Origin of the sequence: Pandoraea pulmonicola (assembly GCF_000815105.2) — a bacterium.
GTDB lineage: Bacteria > Pseudomonadota > Gammaproteobacteria > Burkholderiales > Burkholderiaceae > Pandoraea > Pandoraea pulmonicola.
Genome location: NZ_CP010310.2, coordinates 2,500,920 through 2,523,589 on the forward strand (window position 1 = coordinate 2,500,920; position 22,670 = coordinate 2,523,589).

The following is a 22,670-nucleotide window of genomic DNA, read 5'->3' on the forward strand; positions in this document are numbered from 1 at the left end:
CACTCGGGGGGAAGTCTTTGCCTCGACGCGTGTGCGCGTCAGTGCGCCCCGGCTGCGGCGTCGCCGCCACCGCCGCCCTTGATCGGCCGCGTGATCCAGACCATCGCGATCATCAGCACGAAGAGCAGCGCCGAAATCCAGAAGATGTCGTTGGCGCCGAGCATCGCCGATTGCTGTGTGACGATGCGATCGAGGTAGCCATGGGCCTGCGACGTGGACATGCCCAACTGGTTGAGCGATTCCACCGAAGCGTTGAACGGCTGATCGTACGGCGTCAGATGCTCGGTCAACTGTGCGTGGTGCAGCGTGATCCGGTTGTCCCACACGGTTGTCGCGATGGACGTGCCCACCGCGCCGCACGTGATACGCACGAAATTCGACAGCCCCGCGGCCGCCGGGATGCGGCTCGGCGGCAGCCCCGACAGGATGATGGCCGTGAGCGGGATGAAGAACATCGACATCGGCACGCCCTGCAGGAACGTCGGAATCATCAGCGTGCGCGTATCGACCAGCGTGTTGAAGTGCGAGCGCATCAGGAACACGAGCGCGAACAGCAGGAACGAGACGGTCACCACCCAGCGCGCGTCGAGCTTTGGCAGGAACTTGCCGATCACCGGCGACAGGATGATCGCGAACAGCCCCACGGGCGCCATCACGAGACCGGCCTCGGTTGCCGTGTATCCGAGATAGATCTGCAACCATTGCGGCAGAATCACCAGATTCCCGAAGAACAGCCCGTAGCCGACCGAGATGGCGACCACGCCGCCCGTGAAGTTGATCCGCTTGAACAGCGTCAGATCGACCACCGGATGCTTCTCGGTGATCTCCCAGACCACGAAGAAGCAGAAGGAGACGAGCGACACGAGCGCGAGCATCACGATGGTCGACGAGTTGAACCAGTCGAGTTCCTTACCCTTGTCGAGCATGACCTGCAGCGAACCGACCCACACCACGAGCAGCGCGAGTCCGATCGTGTCGATGGGCTTGCGATGCGTTGGCGTTTCGCGCTTGGCGTAGATCATCCATGTGACGTACGCGGCCGCGATACCGACTGGAATGTTGATGTAGAAGATCCAGGGCCAGCGATAGTTGTCGGAGATCCAGCCGCCCAGAATCGGCCCCATCACCGGGGCGACGAGTGTCGTCATCCCCCAGAGTGCCAGCGCCATCGAACTCTTCGCGGGCGGATAGCTCGAGAGCAGCAGCGATTGCGAGAGCGGAATCATCGGGCCGGCCACCGCGCCCTGGAGCACGCGGGCAGCCAGCAGGAATTCGAGCGTCGGCGCCATGCCGCACAACCACGAGGCCAGAACGAACAGCAGGATCGACGTGACGAAGAGTCGCACCGCGCCGAAGCGCTCGGTGAGCCAGCCCGTGAGCGGCACCGAGATGGCATTGGCCACGGCGAACGAGGTAATCACCCACGTGCCCTGGCTCGACGAGACGCCGAGGTCGCCGGAGATGGCGGGAATGGACACGTTGGCAATCGATGTGTCGAGCACGTTCATGAACGTGGCGAGCGACAACGCGATGGTGCCAAGGACCAGCTGGCCCCCCGACAGGGGGCCAGGAGCGTTTTGAGTTGCCATGAGATGTCAAAGGGGGTGGGGAGCACCCCCCTCCGATTTACAGGGGACGAGCGCGGGCCGGCTGGTTGCGCGTGTCGTTGGCGCTGCCCGAGGCGAGCGGCGCACCGGCGTTTTCGGTGATGATCCTGGCGACGATGTCGTCGGCGTCGTGCCCGACCTTGTCGTAGACGTCGGTCGAATACACCGGCAGCGCGGGCGCCTCGCGCAGTTCCTTGCCGTCGGTGTTGCGCACGTTCACCTTGACCTGCATCGACAGACCGACACGCAGCGGGTGCTCCTGCAACTGCTTCGGGTCGAGTGCGATGCGCACCGGCAGGCGTTGCACCACCTTGATCCAGTTGCCCGTGGCGTTTTGCGCCGGCAGCAGCGAGAACGCGCTGCCAGTGCCTGCCGAGAAGCCGGCGACCGTGCCCTTGTATTCCACCGACGAACCGTACACGTCGGCCGTGAGCGTCACGGGCTGACCCACGCGCATGTGCGCGATCTGCACTTCCTTGAAGTTGGCGTCGACCCACACTTCGTTGAGCGGCACGAGCGCCATGAGCGGAGCGCCCGTCGCGACTCGCTGGCCGACCTGCACCGAACGCTTGGCGACGTAACCGTCGACCGGCGCCGGAATCGTCGTGCGGGCGTAGTCGAGGTACGAGGCGCGCACCTTGGCGGCGGCCTGTTGCACGTTCGGATGCGTGGTCACCGACGTCTTGTCGGTGAGTGCCTTGTTCGACACGAGTTGCGCGCGAGCCTGTTCGAGCGCGGCGCGGGCGGCCTTCACGGCGTCCTGCGCGTGGGCCAGTTCTTCACGCGACACGGCGCCCGTGGCGATCGCCATCTCACGGCGCTTCACGTCGGCCTGCGCCTTGGCGAGTTCCGACTCGCGCATCGCGACGGTGGCCGCATAGGCGTCGTTGTTCACGAAATAGGTACGAACCTGACGCACGGTCTGCGCCAGATTCGCCTCGGCCTGCAGCAGCGCCACGCGGGCGTCGGCCTGGTCGAGCGTGACCAGCGGCTGGCCGGCCTTGACCATCTGCGTGTCGTCGACCTTCACGCCGGTGACCGTGCCCGCCACTTGCGGGGTGATCTGCACGACGTTGCCCGCGACGTAGGCGTCGTCGGTGTCTTCGTAATAGCGCGCGTACAGCGCGTAGTAGGCGCCGTAGCCGATGGCCGCAATCGCGATCACGGCCGTCAGCGTCAGCATCATGCGGCGGCGCTTGCCATTGCTCTGAGCCGGCTGCTGGGCAGGCGCTTGTTGTTGGTTGTCGCTCATCATTTGCTCCGTACTAATCTCTCAATGTGCTTTGACGTTGTCTTGTCTGTCTTGCGTGTCCTGCATGTCTTGCGCGGCGTGCCTGCCGGTCTGCGCACCGTCAGTGCGTCTGCGGGGCGTCGCCTTCGGCCCTGGCCGGGCGCTCCTGACCCACGACGAGACCTGCGGCCTGGGCGTCGAACCCGCCGCCCAGCGCCTTGATCAGACCGATCTGCTGATCGCGACGGGCGCTTTCGATGTTCACGCGCGCCTGTTCCTGCGTCAGCAGCGAAGACTCCGCGGCGAGCACGGTGAGCTGAGGCGTGAGGCCCGCCTTGTATCGGTCGACGGCCAGGTCGTAGGCGCGCTGCGCGGCGTCCTGTGCCACGCGTTGCGACACCATCTGCTTGTCGGCCGAACGGATCGACGACATGCGATCGGCGATGTCGCCCAGCGCCTTGTTCAGTGTGGCGTCGTAGTTCGCGACGGCGCTTTCGTACGCGGCGTACTGGCCCTTGAGGTTGGCGCGCAGACGTCCGCCGTCGAAGATCGGCAGCGAGATCACCGGGCCGAACTGAATGTTCTGGCTGCTCGGGTCGATCAGCTTGCCCAGCCCGAAGGTCGAATAGCCGAACGCGGCGTTCAGGTTCACATCGGGGTAGAAGCGCGCCTTCGCGACGTCGACGCCCTTGAGTTGCGCTTCGACGCTCCAGCGCGCCGTCACGATGTCGGGGCGGCGGCCGAGCAGGGCGAGCGGCAGGTTGTCGGGCAGGGCGGGCGTCGGTTGTTCGGCGAGCTTCGGACGCTGGATTTCCAGACCGCGATCCGGGCCCTTGCCGAGCAGCACGCCAAGCTGGTGGCGCGTGAGCAGGATCTGTCCGTCGAGCTGCGCGAGTTGTGTGGCGATATCGGCCGTATTGCTGTCGGCCTGTTTCTGTTCGACTTGCGTGTCGAGACCGGCGCGCACGCGATCGGCGGTGAGTTTGCCGAGGTTCTGGCGCTGCCGGGCCGTGCGTTCGAGCACGTCATGCAGCGCGTATTGCTGGGCGAGCTGGTTGTAAGCGCGCGCGACGGCCGTGGCGAGGGCGAGGCGCACTTCCTGGTCTTCGGCTTCTTCGGCGCGTTCGGCCGAAATGGCCTGGGCGCGCGCCGAGCGGTTCTTGCCCCACAGGTCGAGCTCCCACGACAGCGTGGCGTTCAGGTCGCCCTGTGTGAACCAGTTGCCGCCGTAGCCCGGCGGGTAGATGGTGTTCTCGGTGAATTTTTGACGATAGACGTCGCCCGAGAAGTTGACCGACGGCAGCAGCGCGGCGGCGGCGCCTTCAGTCTGCGCCTGCGCCGACTTCAGACGCGCGGCGGCCATCGCCAGATCGGGATTGCCCGCGAGGGCTTCGTCGATCAGCGACACCAGTTGCGGATCGCCAAAGCGCTGGGCCCAGTCCGTGCCGGGCCACTGGCCGCCCTCGGAGGGCAGGCTGCGCTGGGTCTGGTACTGATCCGGCGTGCGGATCTGCTTGTCGCTGTGGATGCCGGCGAAGTTCGCGCAACCGGCAAAGCCCAGCGTCACGGCCGCCACACACAGGGCGGAAATCGCTGAGCGGGCCCGCTGACGCGGGAGGAACGGTGAGGCCGCTTTCATCGCAAAACCTTTACGAGTGAAGTCTTCAACTGACAATAATCGGGAATCGGGCGATGGCAGGTCCGAGAAATAGTGGACTCGACATGCTTTCTGAGGCTGAAGGCAGGGCTGGGTTACCCGCTCTCGCCGTTGACGATCACGCGTCGCAGCAGGCTTTTCAGAAAACCCACTTCCTCGACGGTGAAGCCGCGCAGCAGATGATCGGCGGCGCGCACGAAGATGTCCGGCATCCGGTCGGCCATGGCGTAGCCTGCCTCGGTCGCGCGCAGTTCCACTGTGCGGCGGTCCGTCTTGCTGCGCTCGCGCATCAGCAGACCTTGGGCTTCGAGCCGATCGAGCAGGCGCGTAACGGCGCTCGCATCTATACAGTAGTCGCGCGCGAGGTCCGCCGCTGTCCTGCTCTTGCCCGTGGCGACCTTGTAAAGCATGGTCGCCTGCGTGCTGGTCAGCCCGAACTGCGAGGTTTCTTTCGTAAGCTCCGCCATGATCAGTTGACGCACCCGTGCGACGAGATAGCCGAGCGAATCGTCGATGTCGTAGGCGTTACGAGGCGACTGGATGGTCGAATCGACAGTGGGATTGGCCGGCGGCGCTGAAGTCTCGGAAAGGGGGGCGGACGGTTCGGACATTTTCGTGCTGGTGCAATAATTGACTTGTCACGATTATAGCGTTCACTTAATAAAAAGCAAGGCGATGCAATAGTTGACTAGGCAAATATTGCAACCAGATGTAGACGTATTGCTCTAGTCCGGATTGGTGCGTAGCGGGAAGGGGTAAGGATGCCGGAGAGGGGCGATTCCGCGCATCCGGCAAAGCCGCGGCGCAAGCCGTTGTTGCATCGCAGAAAAGCCATGACGTGAGACATGCGCAAGTGGTAGAATCGCGGATTCTCCAAAGGCTTTTTCGAGCACCTCTTTCATGACCCGCGCTCTCCGTAATATCGCCATCATCGCGCACGTCGACCACGGCAAAACCACGCTCGTCGACCAGCTGCTGCGCCAGTCCGGCACTTTCCGCGAAAACCAGCAGATCGCTGAACGTGTGATGGACTCGAACGACATCGAAAAAGAGCGCGGCATCACGATCCTCGCCAAGAACTGCGCCGTCGAGTACGAAGGCACGCACATCAACATCGTCGACACGCCGGGCCACGCGGACTTCGGCGGCGAAGTGGAGCGCGTGCTCTCGATGGTCGACGGGGTGCTGCTGCTGGTCGACGCCGTCGAAGGCCCGATGCCGCAGACCCGTTTCGTGACGCGCAAGGCGCTCGGCCTCGGTCTGAAGCCGATCGTGGTGGTCAACAAGATCGACCGCCCGGGCGCGCGTCCGGACTGGGTGATCAACCAGACGTTCGACCTGATGGACAAGCTCGGCGCCACCGACGAGCAGCTCGATTTCCCGGTCATCTACGCTTCGGGGCTGAACGGTTTCGCGGGCCTCGACGCCGACGTGCGCGAGGGCGACATGCGCCCGTTGTTCAACGCGATCCTCGAGCACGTGCCCGTGCGTGAAGCCGACGTCGACGCCCCGCTGCAGCTCCAGATCAGCTCGCTCGACTATTCGACGTTCGTGGGCCGCATCGGTATCGGCCGCATCACGCGCGGTCGCATCAAACCGGGCCAGCAAGTCGCCATGCGCTTCGGTCCGGAAGGCGAAGTGCTCAAGCGCAAGATCAACCAGGTGCTGACGTTCAAGGGCCTGGAGCGCGTGATGTCGGACGGCGCGCAGGCCGGCGACATCGTGCTGATCAACGGCATCGAAGACGTGGGCATCGGCGCGACGATCTGCGACGTGGAAGCTCCGGAAGCGCTGCCGCTGCTGACCGTCGACGAGCCGACGCTCACCATGAACTTCTGCGTGAACACGTCGCCGCTGGCCGGTCGTGAAGGCAAGTTCGTGACGAGCCGTCAGATTCGCGATCGTCTGCACAAGGAACTCAACCACAACGTGGCGCTGCGTGTGAAGGACACCTCGGAAGACTCCGTCTTCGAAGTGTCGGGTCGCGGCGAACTGCACCTGACGATTCTCATCGAGAACATGCGTCGCGAAGGCTACGAGCTGGCCGTGTCGCGTCCGCGCGTGGTGCTCAAGGAAATCGACGGTGTGAAGCACGAGCCATACGAACTGCTGACCATCGACCTGGAAGACGATCACCAGGGCGCGGTCATGGAGGAAATCGGCCGTCGCAAGGGCGAAATGCTGGACATGGTCTCGGACGGCCGTGGCCGCACGCGTCTGGAGTACCGCATTCCGGCACGTGGCTTGATCGGCTTCCAGGGCGACTTCCTGTCGATGACCCGTGGTACGGGCCTGATGAGCCACATCTTCGACGCCTACGCACCGCTCAAGGATGGTTCGCTGGGCGAGCGTCGCAACGGCGTGCTGATCTCCCAGGACGACGGTGCCGCCGTGGCCTACGCCCTGTGGAAGTTGCAGGACCGTGGTCGCATGTTCGTGTCGCCGGGCGATGCGCTGTATGAAGGCATGATCATCGGCATCCACAGCCGCGACAACGACCTCGTCGTCAACCCGATCAAGGGCAAGCAGCTCACGAACGTGCGTGCGTCGGGTACCGACGAAGCCGTGCGTCTGGTGCCGCCGATCGCATTGAGCCTGGAATACGCCGTGGAATTCATCGACGACGACGAACTCGTCGAAGTCACGCCGCAAACGATTCGTCTGCGCAAGCGTTTCCTGAAGGAACACGAGCGCAAGCGCGCCTCGCGCGAAGAGAAGTAAGCCCGGCGATGGCGGCGGTGCGTGGCAGACGACAGTCCGCTGCGCCCGCGACGTCCGTTGGTTGGAAGGAAGCCGGTGCCTCGCGCCGGCTTTTTTGTTGGCCGTTCGCCTGTGAATTTGCGATGTCCGACGTGCGGCGCAATGGTTGCCGCCGGCCGTCGCTAGCCCCCGAGGATGTCGTTGTCGACATGGCGCGTCGCCGTGCGCAACGATGTTCATTCCGTTGACGATTTTGAAACACTCGCCTGACATGACCGAATTTGTCCGCACCGAAATCCGTGGTCGCATTGGTTTCATCACGCTGACGCGCCCGAAGGCTCTCAACGCGCTGTCGCACGACATGATCCGCGCGATCGCTGCTGCGCTCGATGGCTGGCGCGACGACCCGAAGGTGCTCGGCGTCGTGCTGCAAGGAGAGGGCGAGAAGGGCTTGTGCGCGGGGGGCGACATTCGCTATTTCCATGAGGCCGTCAGTGCCGGGCGCACCGACATCATGGACTTTTTCACCGACGAGTACCGGCTGAACTACGCCATCGCCGCTTATCCGAAGCCCTACATCGCATTGATGGACGGCGTGGTGATGGGCGGCGGCATGGGCGTCTCACAGGGAGCCGCGCTGCGCATCGTGACCGAAGCGACGCGCATGGCGATGCCCGAAACGGCTATCGGGCTGTTCCCTGATGTCGGCGGGGGGTATTTCCTCGCGAATCTCGCAGGGCGTCTCGGCGAGTATCTCGGCACGACCGGCCTCGTGTTCGGTGCTGTCGACGCATGTGAAATCGGCCTGGCCGACGCGGTGCTGCCGCGCGCCTCGCTGCCTGCGCTGTGCGAATTGCTGGCGAACGGCGAGTGGCAGAACGCCGATGCCGTGCTCGATGCGGCGCGCAACTTTGCTCGCGAGAGCCTGCCGCCCGCCGGCATTGCCCCGGGCAAGCTCGCGCCGTTGCGCGATGTCATTGATCATCATTTCGGTCTGCCCGACATGCCAGCCATTCTTCACTCGCTCAAGCGGGAAGCGCGTTGCGAGTATTCGGGGTGGGCCGAAGAGACGGAGGACCTGCTGCGTGCCAAGCGCTCGCCGCTGATGGTCTGTGTCACGCTGGAGCAGGTGCGCCGCGCCCGCAAACTGTCGTTGGCCGACGAGCTGCGCGAGGAGTGGCTGATGATGCGCAGCGTCTTCAACCTCGATGGCCGTACGGGCGCCGAAGGTGTGGAGGGGATTCGCGCACTGGTCGTGGACAAGGATCACAAGCCGCGCTGGCAGCACGCGAACATCGAAGCGGTGACGCACGCCGATGTGGCGCGCTTCTTCGAAGGTGAGCGCCGCGGCGCAGACAACCCCTTGCGCGATCTGGGGCAGTGATGGTGGCGTGACTGGTTGCCTGCGCGATCGGTTCGTCGACGAACGCGGCCATGGGCGGTCCCGGCTGGCGCCATAGATTCTTCAGACGGCGCCTCCCGGATTTCGGCCTGCGACTTACACCGCAGCCTGGCAGAACTGCTCGCCGACGGCCTGATCGAGCCTGCGGCAGATGTCGGCAATGCTGCCGACCATCACGATGTGCGACACATCGCGATACACGCGCACGTCGTGAGCGGCATGTCCGTTTCCGTTCCCGTTACGGTCGCGCACATCGCGGGATGCCTTGACGGCCTTGCCGGCGGGACATGCGCGGCGCGTCGCCGATGCGACTGCCGACGTCAGCGTGCGCGGCAGCAGCGTACTGCGGGGGCGCACCGGCACGGTATAGGAACGCGCCGTGGCGGGCGCCGCGGCGAACGGGCCGGACAGCGCGGACAAACCGTACACCGCGGACAGACGCGCTTGCGACGACACCCGAACACGCGCTTCACCCAGCGACGTACGCAGCAAACCAAAGAGTCGAGCCATGATGCGATCCTTCTTCCAATATGGGTCGGAGGGGCGTATCCCGTTGCATCGCTTCACAAATCACAGGCGCAGCAGGGCACGGGCGCCGGACCCAGCCCGGCGCAGACGGAAATGCAAATCTTCAGGGAGTGGCGCGTGTCGCTCTCGCGGCGCGCCCGGACAGACGCCTAGAGGTCGTTGTTGCGGATCAGGCCAACCGCAATCCCCTCCAGCGCAAAGTCACCGCTTCCTTCATCGACATGGATGTTCTCGAAGTCGGGGTTCTCGGCGATGAGTTCGACCCCGCCCTTGATGCGATGAAATCGTTTGACGGTCACGTCGTCGCCGATACGCGCCACGACGATCTGACCTTCGCGTGCGTCCGCGGCCTTCTGCACGGCGAGCAGGTCGCCATCGAGAATGCCGGCGTCGCGCATCGACATCCCGCGCACCTTCAACAGGTAATCGGGTTGGCGCGCGAACATGTTCGGATCGCACTGGAAATTGCGTTCGATGTGCTCCTGCGCCAGGATCGGGCTACCGGCGGCCACACGTCCGACGAGCGGCAGCGACAGTTGCATGAGGCTCATATGCGGCAACGTGAACTGATGCGCGCCACCAGCTTCGTCCAGACGCTTGAGGCGGATGCCGCGCGACTGACCGGCCGCCAGTTCGATCACGCCCTTGCGCGCCAGCGCCCGCAGATGCTCCTCCGCCGCATTGGCCGAGGAGAAGCCCAGTTCGGCCGCAATCTCGGCGCGCGTAGGCGGAAAGCCGGTGCGCTCGATCGCTTGTCGGACCAGTTCGTAGACTTGCTGTTGACGGGCAGTCAGTTTGATCATGGCATTACTGTATGGAAGCACAGGTGGCTGTATTTTTGTACAGTGTTTGCAAAAAGGCAAGCGAAACTTCATGTAGTGCATGAAGTTCGTCGACATCCGACGCGATTTTGGCCGGCTGCCGTCATCAGCACGAAATCGCTAATCCTTATTCCGGCATAAACAAAAGAAAAATAATTATTTTTAATTATTTAGCGCCCCCCATAGACTGGCGTCCTACCACACGTAAGCAAACGAGGAGTGCAAGTCATGAGCAGAGCAGCACGGGGATCGAAAGCTAAGAAGCTGGCAAGCGTATTGGGCAGACTGGGTGCGGTGGCGCTGGCCGCCGGCATGGCGATTCAGGCGCACGCGGCGAGTGTTTCGCTGCTGAACGTGTCGTACGATCCGACGCGTGAACTGTACGCCGACTACAACAAGGCCTTCGAAGCGCATTACAAGCAGATCGCGGGCGACACGGTCAACGTGAAGGCCTCGCACGGCGGCTCGGGCAAGCAGGCCCGCACCGTGCTCGATGGCGCACCCGCCGACGTCGTCACGCTCGGCATCTCGGCCGACATCGACGAACTGGCGCAAGCCGGCCTCGTGAGCAAGGACTGGCAGAAGCGTCTGCCGGACAACGCCACGCCGTACACGTCCACCATCGTGTTGCTCGTGCGCAAGGGCAATCCGAAGCAGATCAAGGACTGGGGCGATCTGGTCAAGCCGGGCATCAGCGTCGTCACGCCGAATCCGAAGACCTCGGCCGGCGCTCGCTGGAACTACCTCGCCGCATGGCTCTATGCGCTCAAGCAACCGGGCGGCAACGAGCAGAAGGCGCAGGATTTCGTCAAGGCGCTGTACAGGAACGTCGGCGTGCTCGATTCGGGCGCACGCGGGGCGACGACCACGTTCGTCGAACGCGGTATCGGCGACGTGCTGATCGCCTGGGAAAACGAGGCGCTGCTGTCGGTGAAGGACCTCGGTCCGGACAAGTTCGACATCGTCGTGCCGTCGTCGTCGATCCTGACGGAGCCGCCGGTGGCGGTGGTCGACAAGAACGTCGACAAGCGCGGTACGCGCAAGGTCGCCGAGGCCTATCTGCAATGGCTGTACTCGCCGCAGGGGCAGGAAATCGCCGCCAAGCACTTCTACCGTCCGCGCTCGCCGGAAATCGCGAAGAAGTACGAGTCGCAGTATCCGAAGCTCAAGCTCTATACGGTCGACGCCGATCTGGGCGGCTGGACGAAGACGCAGGCGAAGCACTTTGCCGACGGCGGCATCTTCGACCAGATCTACACTAAGAAGTAACGGCACAGCGAAAGGGGACCATCGCATGAGTACCGCACTGTTTCCTCTCTGGCGCAAGCCGAGTGCCTTGCCGGGCTTCGGCCTGACGATGGGCTACACCGTCGCGTACCTGAGCCTCGTGGTGCTGGTGCCGTTGCTGATGGTCTTCATCAAGGCGAGTTCGCTCGACTGGGCGAGCTTCGTGGCCGCCGTGGGTTCGCCGCGCGTGCTGGCGTCGTACCGCCTCACGTTTGGGATCTCGCTCGCGGCGGCGCTTCTCAATGCCGTGTTCGGCTTCATTCTGGCGTGGGTGCTGGTGCGCTACACGTTCCCGGGCAAGCGCTTCGTCGACGCGCTCATCGACCTGCCGTTCGCGCTGCCGACGTCGGTCGCCGGCATCGTGCTGGCGGCTGTCTATGCGCCCAACGGCTGGGTCGGACGCTGGTTCGAGCCGCTTGGCATCAAGATCGCTTTCACGCCGCTGGGCATTTTCGTGGCGCTGACGTTCATCGGTCTGCCGTTCGTCGTGCGCACGCTCCAACCGGTGCTCGAAGAGTTCGAGCGCGAGCAGGAGGAGGCGGCGGCGTGCTTGGGCGCGTCGCGCTGGCAAACGGTGCGTCACGTCATCCTGCCGGCCGTGCTGCCCGCGCTGCTGACCGGTTTCGCACTGGCCTTCGCGCGCGCCGTCGGCGAATACGGTTCTGTCATCTTCATCGCGGGCAACATCCCGATGGTCTCGGAAATCACGTCGCTGCTCATCGTCACCAAGCTCGAGCAGTTCGATTACGCGGGCGCCGCGGCGCTGGCCGTGGTGATGCTGGGCATCTCGTTCGTGTTGCTGCTCCTTATCAATACCCTGCAATGGTGGCTGCAAAACCGCCATTCGGGCCGGCGCGCCAGCGGCGTGTGATTCCAGAGAACGTTTCGATCATGTCCGATTCACTCGCACTGTCGCCCGCCTTGTCGCAGACGACCTCCGCGCACCGCGCCGATCCCACCGACGAGCCGGCGCTCGTCAAGGTCGTGCTCATTGGCGTGGCGCTGCTGTTCTTTGCGCTGTTCCTGGTGTTGCCGCTCGTGTCGGTGTTCGTTACCGCGCTGGGCAAGGGCCTGGCTGCCTACTGGGAGGGGCTGGCCAACGACGACGCATTGTCGGCCATTCGCCTCACGCTGCTCATCGCGGTCATCGCCGTGCCGCTCAATCTCGTGTTCGGCGTGGCCGCATCGTGGGCGATTGCGCGCTTCGAATTTCGCGGCAAGAGCTTCCTCACCACGCTCATCGACCTGCCGTTCTCGGTCTCGCCGGTCATTGCCGGCATGACGTTCCTGCTGCTCTTCGGCCGTCAGGGCCCGCTGTGGGACTGGCTCGACGCGCACAACCTGAAGATCGTGTTCGCACTGCCGGGCCTGGTGCTCGCCACGGTGTTCGTCACGTTTCCTTTCGTCGCGCGCGAGCTGATCCCGCTCATGCAGGCGCAAGGCAGCGAAGAGGAGGAGGCGGCGCGCGTGCTCGGCGCGAGCGGCTGGCAGGTGTTCACCCGCGTGACGCTGCCCAAGATCAAATGGGGGCTGCTGTACGGCGTGATCCTGTGCAACGCCCGTGCGATGGGCGAATTCGGTGCGGTGTCGGTCGTCTCCGGCCACATTCGCGGCGAGACGAACACGCTGCCGCTGCACGTGGAGATCGAATACAACGATTACCACACCGTGGGCGCATTCGCGGCGGCATCGATTCTCGCGCTGCTGGCGCTTGCCACGCTTGCGCTCAAGCTCTGGGCCGAGCGCAAGCTGGCGCAGGACAAGGCCGCGCGGCGCGAAGACGCCGTACAGGCCTGACCCGCCGCGGCGGCACGACAACACGACAACGTATCGAGGAGCAAGGCAAATGAGTATCCAGGTACAACAGGTTTCGAAGCGTTTCGGTGATTTCGCGGCGCTCGACGACGTCAGTCTAGAATTCCCCACGGGCGAGCTCGTCGCGCTGCTCGGGCCGTCCGGCTGCGGCAAGACCACGCTGCTGCGCATCGTCGCCGGGCTGGAGTTCGCCGATGCGGGGCGCGTGTTGCTCAATGGCGAAGACGTCGCCTCGGTCGGCACGCGCGAGCGGCAGGTCGGCTTCGTGTTCCAGCATTACGCGCTGTTCCGTCACATGACGGTGTTCGAGAACGTGGCGTTCGGCCTGCGCGTGAAGTCGCGTCGGGAGCGCCTTCCGGACGCGCGGATTCGCGCCAAGGTGCACGAACTGCTGGGCCTGGTCCAGCTCGATTGGCTCGCCGATCACTATCCGGCCGAGCTTTCGGGCGGGCAGCGTCAGCGCATTGCGCTGGCGCGTGCGCTGGCCGTCGAGCCGAAGGTGCTGCTGCTCGATGAACCGTTCGGCGCGCTCGACGCGAAGGTGCGCAAGGAGCTGCGCAGCTGGCTGCGCCGGCTGCACGACGAGCTGCACATCACGACGATCTTCGTCACGCACGATCAGGAAGAGGCGCTCGAAGTGGCCGATCGCATCGTGCTGATGAACCGCGGCAAGGTCGAGCAGATCGGTGCGCCGCAGGACGTATACGACACGCCGGAAAGTGCCTTCGTATATGAATTCCTCGGCGCGGCCAACCGTCTCTCGGGCGAGTTGCGTACGCACGATTTCATCGCGGATGCCGGCGCGTATCGGGTGACGGTGCCGCGCGACGATCTGCCGGCGCTGCCGCGGGACGGCCGGGCGATCGCGTACGTGCGTCCGCACGATCTCACGTTGCTGCCGGCGCATGACGGCGGCCCCGGCATCGACGTGGCCGTGCGCCGTGCGATTCCGCTGGGCGGCACCGTGCGCGTGGAGCTCGCCGCACCTGGCGACGCCGTATGGGAGGCGGAACTCACGCGCTCGGGCTGGCAGGCGTTGAAGGCCGATGCCGGTGCGACGCTGCGCGCCGTGCCGCGTCAGTTGCGCGTGTTCGCCGCGCAGGCGTGAACCCGGAGCGCACGGGAGACGCCACGCGCACGATGGAGCGAAGCACCACGCGGCATATCGAACGAAACACTGCACGCATTTCATAACCACAACAGTCAACACGGACAGACAGCCACAGGGCGGAGTCACATCATGAATTTCCAGCAATTGCGCTACGTGCGCGAAGCAGTCCGGCAGAACCTGAACCTGACGGAGGCCGCGAGCGCGCTCTACACGTCGCAATCGGGCGTGAGCAAGCAGATCAAGGATCTCGAGGACGAACTCGGCGTGGACGTGTTCGTGCGTCGCGGCAAGCGGCTCACGGGCCTCACCGAGCCGGGCAAGGCCGTGCTGCAACTGATCGAGCGCATGCTGCTCGACGCCGAGAACCTGCGCCGTGTCGCGCGCCAGTTCGCCGATCAGGACAGCGGTCATCTCGTGGTCGCGACCACGCACACACAGGCGCGCTACGCGTTGCCGCAGGTCATCAAGCAGTTCACCAGCGTGTACCCCAAGGTGCACCTCGCGCTGCGTCAGGGCAGCCCGCGCCAGATCGCGCAGATGGTGATCGATGGCGAGGCCGATATCGGCATCACGACCGAGGCGCTCGATCGCTTCCCCGATATCGTGACGTTCCCGTGCTACTCGTGGCACCACGTGGCCGTCGTGCCGAAGGAGCATCCGCTGGTCGGACGCGAGAACGTGACGCTGGCCGATATCGCCGAATACCCGATCATCACGTACGACGGCGATTTCACGGGACGCTCGCACGTCGACAAGGCGTTCCAGGACCAGGGGCTGGTGCCGGACATCGTGCTCACCGCGCTGGATACGGACGTCATCAAGACCTACGTCGAACTCGGGCTGGGCGTCGGGATCGTGGCGGCGATGGCGGTCGACCCGCGCAAGGATCAGGATCTGGCCGTGCTCGAACTGGACAACGCGTTCGAGCCGAGCACCACGCGTATCGGCCTGCGCCGCGGGGCGTTCCTGCGCTCGTACGCGTATCGATTCATCGAGATGCTGGCCCCGGCGCTCAAGGAGCAGGACATCTCGACGCAGCTTCGCGAGGCGCTTGAATTTGCGGCCTGACATTCGCGGCCTGAAATTCGTCGCCTGAGCGCGATGTCCCGCCGCTTCCGGCGGCGATTCCGCTGCCCGGCGGGATCGCTTTTTTCAGCGATTGGGAAGCGCGGCAGTATTGGATACAATCGCTGGCATGACCTTGACCTCTTTCAATCCGATTCCTCACTATGCCGTGCCGGCGGGCGATCTGCCGCGCATCGCGCTGCTCGCCACGGGCGGCACGATTGCGGGAAGCGCGGCCGACGCCACACGCACTGCCGGCTATCAGGCCGGCGCGCTTGGCGTCCAGGATCTGCTCGCGGCGGTGCCCGCCCTGGGCAGCATTGCGCACATCCATGCGGAGCAGGTCGCGCAGATCGACAGCAAGGACATGAGCGTCGCGCTCTGGCAGAAGCTGGCGGCGCGGGTCAATGCCTTGCTCGCGCAGCCCGACGTGGCGGGCGCGGTCGTCACGCACGGCACCGACACGCTGGAAGAGACGGCGTACTACCTGCATCTGACGGTCAACAGCCGCAAGCCGGTGGTGCTTACGGCCGCGATGCGTCCCGCAACGGCGCTGTCGGCCGACGGACCGCTCAATCTGCTCAATGCGGTGCGTGTGGCGACCGATCCGATTTCGGGCGGCCGCGGCGTGATGGTGGCCATCAACAACCAGATCCATTGCGCGCGCGACGTCGTCAAGACGAGCACCTACAAGGTCGACGCGTTTCACTCGCCCGAGATCGGCGTGCTGGGCTGGGTGCAGGACGAGCGCGTGGCGTTCCAGCGTGCGGCGATGCAGTACCACACGGTCGAGAGCGAGTTCGTCGGGCTGTCGGGCGAGTTGCCCGCCGTGGAAGTGGTATCGAGCTACGCAGGGGTCTCGCGCATCGCGGTGGACGCGCTCGTCGAGGCTGGCGTGCAGGGCATCGTGGTGGCGGGCACGGGCAACGGTTCGCTGCACTCGCAGCTGCAACAGGCGCTCTCCGAAGCGGTACAGCGCGGCGTGACTGTCGTGCGTTCGTCGCGCGTGGGCAGCGGCCATGTGATGCACAACGGCGCCGCGCCCGACGATCAATATGGCTTCGTGAGCGCCGGCAACCTGCACCCGTACAAGGCGCGCGTGCTGCTGATGCTGGCGCTGCAGGCGGGCGTGCCGCGCGAGCGCATGCAGAGTCTGTTCGACGAATATTGACGAAGGGCGGGGCGCTCGACAGCGTCGCGCCGGCGTTTCCCCGTTCCGCGAAGCGATGCCGACGGGGAAAAACCGCGCGATGTGCGCTCAACGGGCGCCGGACTTCTCAGCCCGACGCCCGCCGTCACCTGCCGCCGTCCGCCATCGTTCGGCGGCTTGCGGCGGCGCTCCCTGATTTTCCGTCGTTCCAGGCGGTGGGGTATCAGGCCACCGTGTGGTTGGCGAGCATTTCCAGCGCGCGCACCATACCCGAGTGATCCCAGGCGGCCCCGCCGTTCGCAGCGCATGCGTTGAACAGCTCCTGGCAAGTGGCCGTGTTCGGCAGCGACACGCCCAGCGCCTTCGCGCTCTGGAGCGCCAGATTCAGATCCTTCTGGTGCAGCGCGATGCGGAAGCCCGGCTCGAAGTTGCGCTTGACCATGCGTTCGCCGTGCACTTCGAGAATGCGCGACGAGGCGAAACCTCCCATCAACGCTTCGCGCACCTTGGCCGGATCGGCGCCCGCCTTCGACGCGAAGAGCAGGGCTTCGGCCACGGCTTCGATGGTGAGCGCCACCACGATCTGGTTGGCTACCTTGCAGGTCTGGCCCGCGCCGCTCTCGCCCACGAGCGTGATGTTCTTGCCCATCAACTCGAAGAACGGCTTGACGTCGTCGAACGCGGCTTGCGAGCCACCGACCATGATCGACAGCGAGGCGGCCTTCGCGCCGACTTCGCCGCCCGAGACCGGGGCGTCCAGATACTCGCAGCCCAGCGCCTTGATTTTCTTGGCGTATTCCTTCGTCTCGATCGGCGAGATCGAGCTCATGTCCACGACGATCTTGCCTGCCGTGAGGCCCTCCGCCAGACCGTCCTGGCCGAACAGCACGGCGCCGACGTCGGGCGTGTCCGGCACCATCACGAAGACGATGTCGGCGCGCTTGGCGACTTCCTTGGCCGACGTGCAGACCGTGGCCTGACCGTCGATCAGATCTTGCGGGGGCGTGCGACGCTCGTACAGGAACAGCTTGTGACCGGCGTTTTGCAGATGCTTCGCCATCGGCGCGCCCATGATGCCCAAGCCAATGAAACCGAGTTGTGCCATTTCGAGACTCCTTGTTGCCAAAGTTTGATGTTGCGGCTTGCCGACGATGTCGCGAACCGGGGAGGGGCGACGACGCACCGGTCGTCATGTTCCCCGTGCTCCGGCCGCATGCCCCCTGCATGCGGCCGGCGGGGCCCTCCTCGTCGAAACGTCGTCGTGTCCTGCCGTGTCCTGCCGCACGTCGCCGGGGGAGGCGGCGTGCGGGTTCCGCGTGACGGGGTGCCCGGGGCGCCTAAGTCACTTATGCCGCTTCGCGCAGGCCCGCGGCCTTGAACCAGCCCAGGCCGTCCGTCGTGGTGGTCGCGGGCTTGTACTCGCAGCCGATCCAGCCGGCGTACCCGATGCGATCCAGGAACGCGAACAGGTAGGCATAGTGGATCTCGCCGGTGCCCGGTTCGTTGCGGCCCGGGTTGTCGGCCAGTTGCACGTGAGCGATGCGCGGCAGATTCGTCTCGATGGTCTTGGCGAGCTCACCTTCCATGCGCTGCATGTGATAGATGTCGTACTGCAGGAACAGGTTGTCCGAACCCACTTCGTCGAAGATCTCCAGCGCCTGTTTCGTACGGTTCACGAAGAAGCCGGGAATGTCGTATGTGTTGATCGGCTCGACCAGCAGGCGGATGCCTTCGGCCTTGAGCGCGTTGGCGGCGAAGCGCAGATTGCCCACGAGCGTCTCGCGTGCGGCCTGCGTCGACAGATCCGCGCCTTGCTTGCCCACGAGGCAATTGAGTTGCTTCACGCCCAGCGCCTTGGCGTAGGTGATTGCTTCGCCCACGCCGTCGCGGAATTCCGCCACGCGGTCGGGGAAGATCGCGATGCCGCGCTCGCCCGCGTCCCAGTTGCCGGCCGGCAGGTTGTGCAGCACGAGGTCGAGCTGGTACTGGTTGAGCTTGTCGGCGATCTGGTCGCGGTGATACGCATAGGGGAACAGAAACTCAACGCCGCGAAAGCCCGCAGCGGCGGCCGCCTTGAAGCGGTCGAGGAACGGCACCTCGTTGAACAGCATGGTCAGGTTGGCGGCAAATTTTGGCATTGCACTGACTCCTCTCTCTTTTTTTAGGGGGTGGTTTCGACGATTTCGAAGCAGGGTGTTTCAGGGGCTTGCTGGGGTTGCGGGGCGCGAACTTTGGCCGGTCACGGGGTCTGGTCGCTGCCGGAGGGGACGAACGCACCCCGCAAACCGGTCTCGCAGATGTCGCACTCAGGCGGTCACTGCGTTGTCTTCCTCCACCACGTCGATGATTTCCTCGAACTCATTGACGTTGTTGATTTCGGTGCCCATCGCGATGTTGGTCACACGTTCGAGAATCACTTCCACGATCACCGGCACCGAGAACTCGGCCATGAGCTTGCGGGCCTGGGCGAACGCGGGTTGGATGTCGTTCGGCTGGAACACGCGGATCGCCTTCACGCCGAGGCCTTCGGCCACCTTCACGTGGTCCACGCCGTAGCCGTTCACTTCCGGCGAATTCACGTTCTCGAACGCGAGCTGCACGCAGTAATCCATGTCGAAGTTGCGCTGTGCCTGACGAATCAGGCCCAGGTACGAGTTGTTCACCACGACGTGGATGTACGGCACCTTGAACTGCGCGGCCACGGCCAGCTCTTCGATCATGAACTGGAAGTCGTAGTCGCCCGAGATCGCCACGACGTCCGACGAGGGCGACGCGACCTTCGCACCGATCGCGGCGGGCACCGTCCAGCCCAGCGGGCCGGCCTGACCGCAGTTGATCCAGTGGCGCGGCTTGTTCACGTGCAGGAATTGGGCGGCGGCGATCTGCGACAGGCCGATGGTCGAGACGTAGCGCACGTCGCGGCCGAAGAACGCGTTCATTTCCTGATACACGCGCTGCGGCTTGATCGGCACCTGGTCGAAGTCGGTGCGGCGCAGCATGGTGCGCTTGCGTTTCTGGCAGTCGGCCACCCACTGCGAGCGGTCCGGCAGACGGCCGGCGGCCTTCAGCTCCCTGGCCACTTCGACGAACAGCGTCAGGGCGGCCTTGGCGTCGGAGACGATGCCGTAGTCCGGGCCGAACACGCGGCCGATTTGCGTCGGCTCGATGTCGACGTGCACGAACTTGCGGCCCTTGGTGAACACGTCGACACTGCCCGTGTGGCGGTTCGCCCAACGGTTGCCGATGCCCATCACGAAGTCCGATGCGAGCATCGTGGCGTTGCCGAAGCGGTGCGACGTCTGCAGGCCGACCATGCCGGCCATGAGCGGGTGGTCGTCGGCGATGGTGCCCCAGCCCATGAGCGTGGGCACGACGGGCACGTTCACCGTCTCGGCGAATTCGACCAGCAGGTCGGCCGCATCGGCGTTGATCACGCCGCCGCCCGACACGATGAGCGGGCGCTCCGAGGCGACCAGCATCTGGATGGCCTTCTCGATCTGGGCGCGCGTGGCGGCGGGCTTGTAGACCGGCAGCGGTTCGTACGTCTCGGGATCGAAGTCGATCTCGGCGACCTGCACGTCGAACGGCAGGTCGATGAGCACCGGACCCGGGCGGCCCGAGCGCATCAGGTGGAATGCCTGCTGGAACACGCGCGGCACGAGCGCGGGCTCGCGCACGGTCACGGCCCACTTGGTGACCGGCTTGGCGATCGACTCGATGTCGACGGCCTGGAAGTCTTCCTTGTACAGACGGGCGCGCGGCGCCTGACCCGTGATGCACAGGATGGGAATCGAGTCGGCCCAGGCCGAATACAGGCCCGTGATCATGTCCGTGCCCGCCGGGCCCGAGGTGCCGATGCAAACGCCGATATTGCCCGCTTCGGCGCGTGTGTAGCCTTCGGCCATGTGCGAAGCGCCTTCGACGTGGCGCGCAAGCACGTGCTCGACGCTGCCCGCCTTGCGCAGTGCCGAATAGAACGGGTTGATGGCGGCGCCGGGCACGCCGAATGCGGTCGTGATGCCTTCCTTCTCCAACACTCGGACGGCGGCCTCTACGGCGGTCATCTTGGCCATGTGACTCCTCCAATGGGCAATCGGTATTGATGTTGGAGCCCACTTTAAGCCGGTACGATTTGTTTGATAAGATCACAAAATATCGTTTTTTTAAGAACAAAAAGTATCGAATGGAGACGCGATGGACCGTTACAAGCAGATCGAAACCTTCGTGCAGGTCGCGGAAGCGGGCAGTCTGGCGGCTGCGGCGCTCAAGGAGGGCGTGTCGCCCGTGATCCTGGGGCGTCGCATCGACGCCCTCGAAAAGCGGCTCGGCATCAAGCTCATGTACCGCTCGACGCGCCGGCTTGCGCTCTCGGAGGAGGGCGGCGCTTTCCTGGAGCGCTGCAAACAGTTGCTGGGCGACTGGGAGATGGCGGAGAACGAGATCAGCGCGGGGCGCCATGCGGTTTCGGGGCACCTGATCGTGTCCGCGCCGGCGGCGTTCGGCCGCAAGCACGTGGCGCCGCACGCGCCGGCCTTCCTGCGCCAGCACCCCGATGTCCAGATCTCGTTCAACCTGACCGATCGGGTGGTCGACATCGTGCGCGAAGGCTACGACATGGGCATTCGTATCGGCGGCTCGGTCGATCCGAACTTCGTTGCCGTCAAGCTGGCCCAGAACCGACGCGTGGTGTGCGGCACCCCCGCGTATTTCGCGCGGCACGGCCGTCCGAAGACGCTGGAGGACCTCGCCAGGCACAACTGCCTGGCGTTCAACCTGCAGGGCGGCCAGCAGCGCGGCTGGTACTTCAAGCGGCAGGGCAAGCTCGTGACGATCCGCGTGACGGGCAGTCTGGACTGCAACGACGGCGAGCTGCTGCACCGCTGGGCGCTCGAAGGGCTGGGGCTGGGCTGGCGCTCGACCTGGGAAATCCAGCGCGAACTACTCTCCGGCGAGCTGGAAACCGTCCTCGACGAGTACGCGCTGCCCGACTACGACATTCTCGCCGTGTACCCGCAACAGCGCTTCCAGCCGGCGCGGGTGCGGCTTTTCATCGAGCAGTTGCGGCAGATCTATGCACGGCCCAACTACTGGCTGGAAAATACCTGATGGCGCGGGCGGCGGGTGGTGGTCAGTGGGCCTGAAAGCCGATGTCGCGGACCGGCTCGCCGGCACCGATAGGGCGGGAGTTGATGGTCGACAGGAAATCCGCTAGAATCGCGGGTTCTGCAACCTTGCTGCACTGGTTCTGACGCCCAGGCGGCTTTGTCCATAAGGAGCTCATATGCGTCATTATGAAATCGTATTTATCGTTCACCCCGATCAGAGCGAGCAAGTGCCTGCGATGATCGAGCGCTACAAGGGCATGGTGACGGCCAAGGCGGGTCAGATCCACCGCGTCGAAGACTGGGGCCGTCGTCAACTGGCCTACATGATCGAGAAGCTGGCCAAGGCTCACTACGTGTGCATGAACATCGAGTGCGACCAGGAAACCCTGGACGAGCTCGAGCACGCCTTCAAGTTCAACGACGCCGTGCTGCGCCACCTCGTGGTCCGCCTGAAGAAGGCCGAGACGGCTCCGTCGCCGATGATGAAGGAAGTGGCCCGCGAAGAAGCCAAGAAGGCTGCCGCGACGCCCGCGACCGAAGCCGCCGCTTCGTAAGTAGCGCACCGGAACGCATCGGGGTGTCAACGGATACGTCGACCACGTGAATCGCTTACGGCTCGAGGCCAGCATCGCCGAAATCGGCACGCTGCGCTATACCCCGGCCGGGCTTCCCGTGATCGATGTCACGCTGACGCACGAGGGAACAGTCGAAGAGGCGGGCGTACCCCGTCAGACCGAGTTCTCGATACCGGCGGTTGCGATCGGTCCCATCAGCGCCAAAGTCATGGCGTTGGGACTCGGGAAACCGGCCCAGTGGGCAGGGTTTCTGGCCAAGAAGCATCGCAATAGCCGCACCCTGGTGTTTCACATCACAGCATTGCAAGAATTTGAAAAGGATTGTTGAACATGCCGCGTCCTAACGGTAAAAACAAGAAGTTTGATCGTCGCCGCCAACAGCAGAACCCGCTGTTCAAGCGCAAGAAGTTCTGCCGCTTCACCGTCGCCGGTGTCGAGCAGATCGATTACAAGGATGTCGAAACGCTGAAGGACTTCATCGGCGACAACGGCAAGATCACCCCGGCTCGCCTGACGGGCACGAAGGCGCACTACCAGCGCCAGCTCGATACGGCCATCAAGCGCGCACGTTTCCTGGCGCTGCTGCCGTACACCGATCTGCACGGTGCTTAATCGC

Annotated in this window: 21 protein-coding genes; 12 read left to right on the forward strand and 9 right to left on the reverse strand. The window is 64.6% G+C overall.

Features of this window, described 5'->3' with window-relative positions; translation table 11 throughout:
• Positions 1–38: 38 nt before the first annotated feature.
• From RO07_RS11055 to RO07_RS11070, 4 genes are all read right to left on the reverse strand, one after another.
• A complete protein-coding gene (locus tag RO07_RS11055) occupies positions 39–1,589 on the reverse strand; it encodes a DHA2 family efflux MFS transporter permease subunit (RefSeq protein WP_039410700.1) in 1,551 nt (516 codons plus the stop codon).
• A gap of 37 nt (positions 1,590–1,626) precedes the next feature.
• Positions 1,627–2,859, reverse strand: coding sequence for an HlyD/EmrA/EmrK family protein (locus RO07_RS11060; RefSeq protein WP_039410702.1), 1,233 nt, complete (start codon positions 2,857–2,859; stop codon positions 1,627–1,629).
• A gap of 100 nt (positions 2,860–2,959) precedes the next feature.
• Positions 2,960–4,477, reverse strand: a complete 1,518-nt coding sequence (locus RO07_RS11065; RefSeq protein ID WP_039410703.1) for an efflux transporter outer membrane subunit — start codon at positions 4,475–4,477, stop codon at positions 2,960–2,962.
• 113 nt (positions 4,478–4,590) lie between these two features.
• Positions 4,591–5,106 (reverse strand): MarR family winged helix-turn-helix transcriptional regulator, encoded by a 516-nt coding sequence (locus RO07_RS11070; protein WP_052267198.1) that lies wholly within the window; start codon positions 5,104–5,106, stop codon positions 4,591–4,593.
• A gap of 289 nt (positions 5,107–5,395) precedes the next feature.
• Here RO07_RS11070 and typA point away from each other — a divergent pair, with 289 nt between their 5' ends.
• Positions 5,396–7,216 carry a translational GTPase TypA gene (typA, locus tag RO07_RS11075; RefSeq protein WP_039410706.1) on the forward strand — a complete coding sequence of 607 codons (1,821 nt, stop codon included), beginning with the start codon at positions 5,396–5,398 and terminating at the stop codon, positions 7,214–7,216.
• A gap of 250 nt (positions 7,217–7,466) precedes the next feature.
• Complete coding sequence (locus tag RO07_RS11080; protein ID WP_039415085.1) at positions 7,467–8,579, forward strand: enoyl-CoA hydratase/isomerase family protein; 1,113 nt, start codon at positions 7,467–7,469, stop codon at positions 8,577–8,579.
• Between the two features lie 114 nt (positions 8,580–8,693).
• Here RO07_RS11080 and RO07_RS11085 read toward each other — a convergent pair whose 3' ends face one another.
• Both RO07_RS11085 and lexA read right to left on the reverse strand, forming a co-directional pair.
• Positions 8,694–9,107: a hypothetical protein gene (locus tag RO07_RS11085; protein WP_039410709.1), complete on the reverse strand. Its 414-nt coding sequence runs from the start codon at positions 9,105–9,107 to the stop codon at positions 8,694–8,696.
• Positions 9,108–9,274: 167 nt separating this feature from the next.
• Positions 9,275–9,928 (reverse strand): transcriptional repressor LexA, encoded by a 654-nt coding sequence (gene lexA, locus RO07_RS11090; RefSeq protein ID WP_039410713.1) that lies wholly within the window; start codon positions 9,926–9,928, stop codon positions 9,275–9,277.
• Between the two features lie 330 nt (positions 9,929–10,258).
• Between lexA and RO07_RS11095 the strand changes: the two genes are divergently transcribed.
• From RO07_RS11095 to RO07_RS11120, 6 genes are all read left to right on the forward strand, one after another.
• Positions 10,259–11,215, forward strand: coding sequence for a sulfate ABC transporter substrate-binding protein (locus RO07_RS11095; protein ID WP_237171457.1), 957 nt, complete (start codon positions 10,259–10,261; stop codon positions 11,213–11,215).
• A 25-nt stretch (positions 11,216–11,240) separates the two neighbouring features.
• Positions 11,241–12,104 (forward strand): sulfate ABC transporter permease subunit CysT, encoded by an 864-nt coding sequence (gene cysT / locus RO07_RS11100; RefSeq protein ID WP_039410716.1) that lies wholly within the window; start codon positions 11,241–11,243, stop codon positions 12,102–12,104.
• Between the two features lie 20 nt (positions 12,105–12,124).
• Positions 12,125–13,030, forward strand: a complete 906-nt coding sequence (gene cysW / locus RO07_RS11105; protein WP_039415091.1) for a sulfate ABC transporter permease subunit CysW — start codon at positions 12,125–12,127, stop codon at positions 13,028–13,030.
• Between the two features lie 49 nt (positions 13,031–13,079).
• Positions 13,080–14,156 (forward strand): sulfate/molybdate ABC transporter ATP-binding protein, encoded by a 1,077-nt coding sequence (locus RO07_RS11110; protein WP_039410718.1) that lies wholly within the window; start codon positions 13,080–13,082, stop codon positions 14,154–14,156.
• Positions 14,157–14,288: 132 nt separating this feature from the next.
• The gene (locus RO07_RS11115) at positions 14,289–15,227 is read left to right on the forward strand and encodes a CysB family HTH-type transcriptional regulator (protein WP_039410720.1); all 939 of its coding nucleotides are present in this window, start codon (positions 14,289–14,291) and stop codon (positions 15,225–15,227) included.
• A gap of 127 nt (positions 15,228–15,354) precedes the next feature.
• Positions 15,355–16,395 carry an asparaginase gene (locus RO07_RS11120; RefSeq protein WP_052267200.1) on the forward strand — a complete coding sequence of 347 codons (1,041 nt, stop codon included), beginning with the start codon at positions 15,355–15,357 and terminating at the stop codon, positions 16,393–16,395.
• Between the two features lie 202 nt (positions 16,396–16,597).
• Here the strand turns inward: RO07_RS11120 and glxR are convergent, their stop codons facing one another.
• The 3 genes from glxR to gcl form a co-directional block, all read right to left on the reverse strand.
• Positions 16,598–17,479 carry a 2-hydroxy-3-oxopropionate reductase gene (gene glxR, locus RO07_RS11125; RefSeq protein ID WP_039410722.1) on the reverse strand — a complete coding sequence of 294 codons (882 nt, stop codon included), beginning with the start codon at positions 17,477–17,479 and terminating at the stop codon, positions 16,598–16,600.
• A gap of 241 nt (positions 17,480–17,720) precedes the next feature.
• Positions 17,721–18,512 (reverse strand): hydroxypyruvate isomerase, encoded by a 792-nt coding sequence (gene hyi / locus RO07_RS11130; protein WP_039410726.1) that lies wholly within the window; start codon positions 18,510–18,512, stop codon positions 17,721–17,723.
• Between the two features lie 168 nt (positions 18,513–18,680).
• Positions 18,681–20,447 (reverse strand): glyoxylate carboligase, encoded by a 1,767-nt coding sequence (gene gcl, locus RO07_RS11135; protein ID WP_039410729.1) that lies wholly within the window; start codon positions 20,445–20,447, stop codon positions 18,681–18,683.
• A 121-nt stretch (positions 20,448–20,568) separates the two neighbouring features.
• Between gcl and RO07_RS11140 the strand changes: the two genes are divergently transcribed.
• The 4 genes from RO07_RS11140 (at position 20,569) to rpsR (ending at position 22,666) form a co-directional block, all read left to right on the forward strand.
• Positions 20,569–21,480 (forward strand): LysR family transcriptional regulator, encoded by a 912-nt coding sequence (locus RO07_RS11140; RefSeq protein WP_039410731.1) that lies wholly within the window; start codon positions 20,569–20,571, stop codon positions 21,478–21,480.
• A gap of 175 nt (positions 21,481–21,655) precedes the next feature.
• A complete protein-coding gene (gene rpsF, locus RO07_RS11145; RefSeq protein WP_039410734.1) occupies positions 21,656–22,033 on the forward strand; it encodes a 30S ribosomal protein S6 in 378 nt (125 codons plus the stop codon).
• Positions 22,034–22,079: 46 nt separating this feature from the next.
• The gene (gene priB, locus RO07_RS11150; RefSeq protein ID WP_039410737.1) at positions 22,080–22,382 is read left to right on the forward strand and encodes a primosomal replication protein N; all 303 of its coding nucleotides are present in this window, start codon (positions 22,080–22,082) and stop codon (positions 22,380–22,382) included.
• Positions 22,383–22,384: 2 nt separating this feature from the next.
• Entirely contained in the window at positions 22,385–22,666 is a 282-nt protein-coding gene (gene rpsR / locus RO07_RS11155) for a 30S ribosomal protein S18 (RefSeq protein ID WP_010803800.1), read from the forward strand.
• Positions 22,667–22,670 lie beyond the last annotated feature (4 nt).

Coding starts and splice junctions, on each gene's coding strand:
- cysT (WP_039410716.1), top strand. CDS start 11,241: ATGAGTACCGCACTGTTTCCTCTCTGGCGCAAGCCGAGTGCCTTGCCG.
- glxR (WP_039410722.1), bottom strand. CDS start 17,479: ATGGCACAACTCGGTTTCATTGGCTTGGGCATCATGGGCGCGCCGATG.
- RO07_RS11110 (WP_039410718.1), top strand. CDS start 13,080: ATGAGTATCCAGGTACAACAGGTTTCGAAGCGTTTCGGTGATTTCGCG.
- RO07_RS11115 (WP_039410720.1), top strand. CDS start 14,289: ATGAATTTCCAGCAATTGCGCTACGTGCGCGAAGCAGTCCGGCAGAAC.
- RO07_RS11085 (WP_039410709.1), bottom strand. CDS start 9,107: ATGGCTCGACTCTTTGGTTTGCTGCGTACGTCGCTGGGTGAAGCGCGT.
- RO07_RS11060 (WP_039410702.1), bottom strand. CDS start 2,859: ATGAGCGACAACCAACAACAAGCGCCTGCCCAGCAGCCGGCTCAGAGC.
- RO07_RS11055 (WP_039410700.1), bottom strand. CDS start 1,589: ATGGCAACTCAAAACGCTCCTGGCCCCCTGTCGGGGGGCCAGCTGGTC.
- rpsF (WP_039410734.1), top strand. CDS start 21,656: ATGCGTCATTATGAAATCGTATTTATCGTTCACCCCGATCAGAGCGAG.
- RO07_RS11095 (WP_237171457.1), top strand. CDS start 10,259: ATGGCGATTCAGGCGCACGCGGCGAGTGTTTCGCTGCTGAACGTGTCG.
- hyi (WP_039410726.1), bottom strand. CDS start 18,512: ATGCCAAAATTTGCCGCCAACCTGACCATGCTGTTCAACGAGGTGCCG.
- lexA (WP_039410713.1), bottom strand. CDS start 9,928: ATGATCAAACTGACTGCCCGTCAACAGCAAGTCTACGAACTGGTCCGA.
- cysW (WP_039415091.1), top strand. CDS start 12,125: ATGTCCGATTCACTCGCACTGTCGCCCGCCTTGTCGCAGACGACCTCC.
- rpsR (WP_010803800.1), top strand. CDS start 22,385: ATGCCGCGTCCTAACGGTAAAAACAAGAAGTTTGATCGTCGCCGCCAA.
- RO07_RS11070 (WP_052267198.1), bottom strand. CDS start 5,106: ATGTCCGAACCGTCCGCCCCCCTTTCCGAGACTTCAGCGCCGCCGGCC.
- gcl (WP_039410729.1), bottom strand. CDS start 20,447: ATGGCCAAGATGACCGCCGTAGAGGCCGCCGTCCGAGTGTTGGAGAAG.
- RO07_RS11080 (WP_039415085.1), top strand. CDS start 7,467: ATGACCGAATTTGTCCGCACCGAAATCCGTGGTCGCATTGGTTTCATC.
- RO07_RS11065 (WP_039410703.1), bottom strand. CDS start 4,477: ATGAAAGCGGCCTCACCGTTCCTCCCGCGTCAGCGGGCCCGCTCAGCG.
- RO07_RS11140 (WP_039410731.1), top strand. CDS start 20,569: ATGGACCGTTACAAGCAGATCGAAACCTTCGTGCAGGTCGCGGAAGCG.
- RO07_RS11120 (WP_052267200.1), top strand. CDS start 15,355: ATGACCTTGACCTCTTTCAATCCGATTCCTCACTATGCCGTGCCGGCG.
- typA (WP_039410706.1), top strand. CDS start 5,396: ATGACCCGCGCTCTCCGTAATATCGCCATCATCGCGCACGTCGACCAC.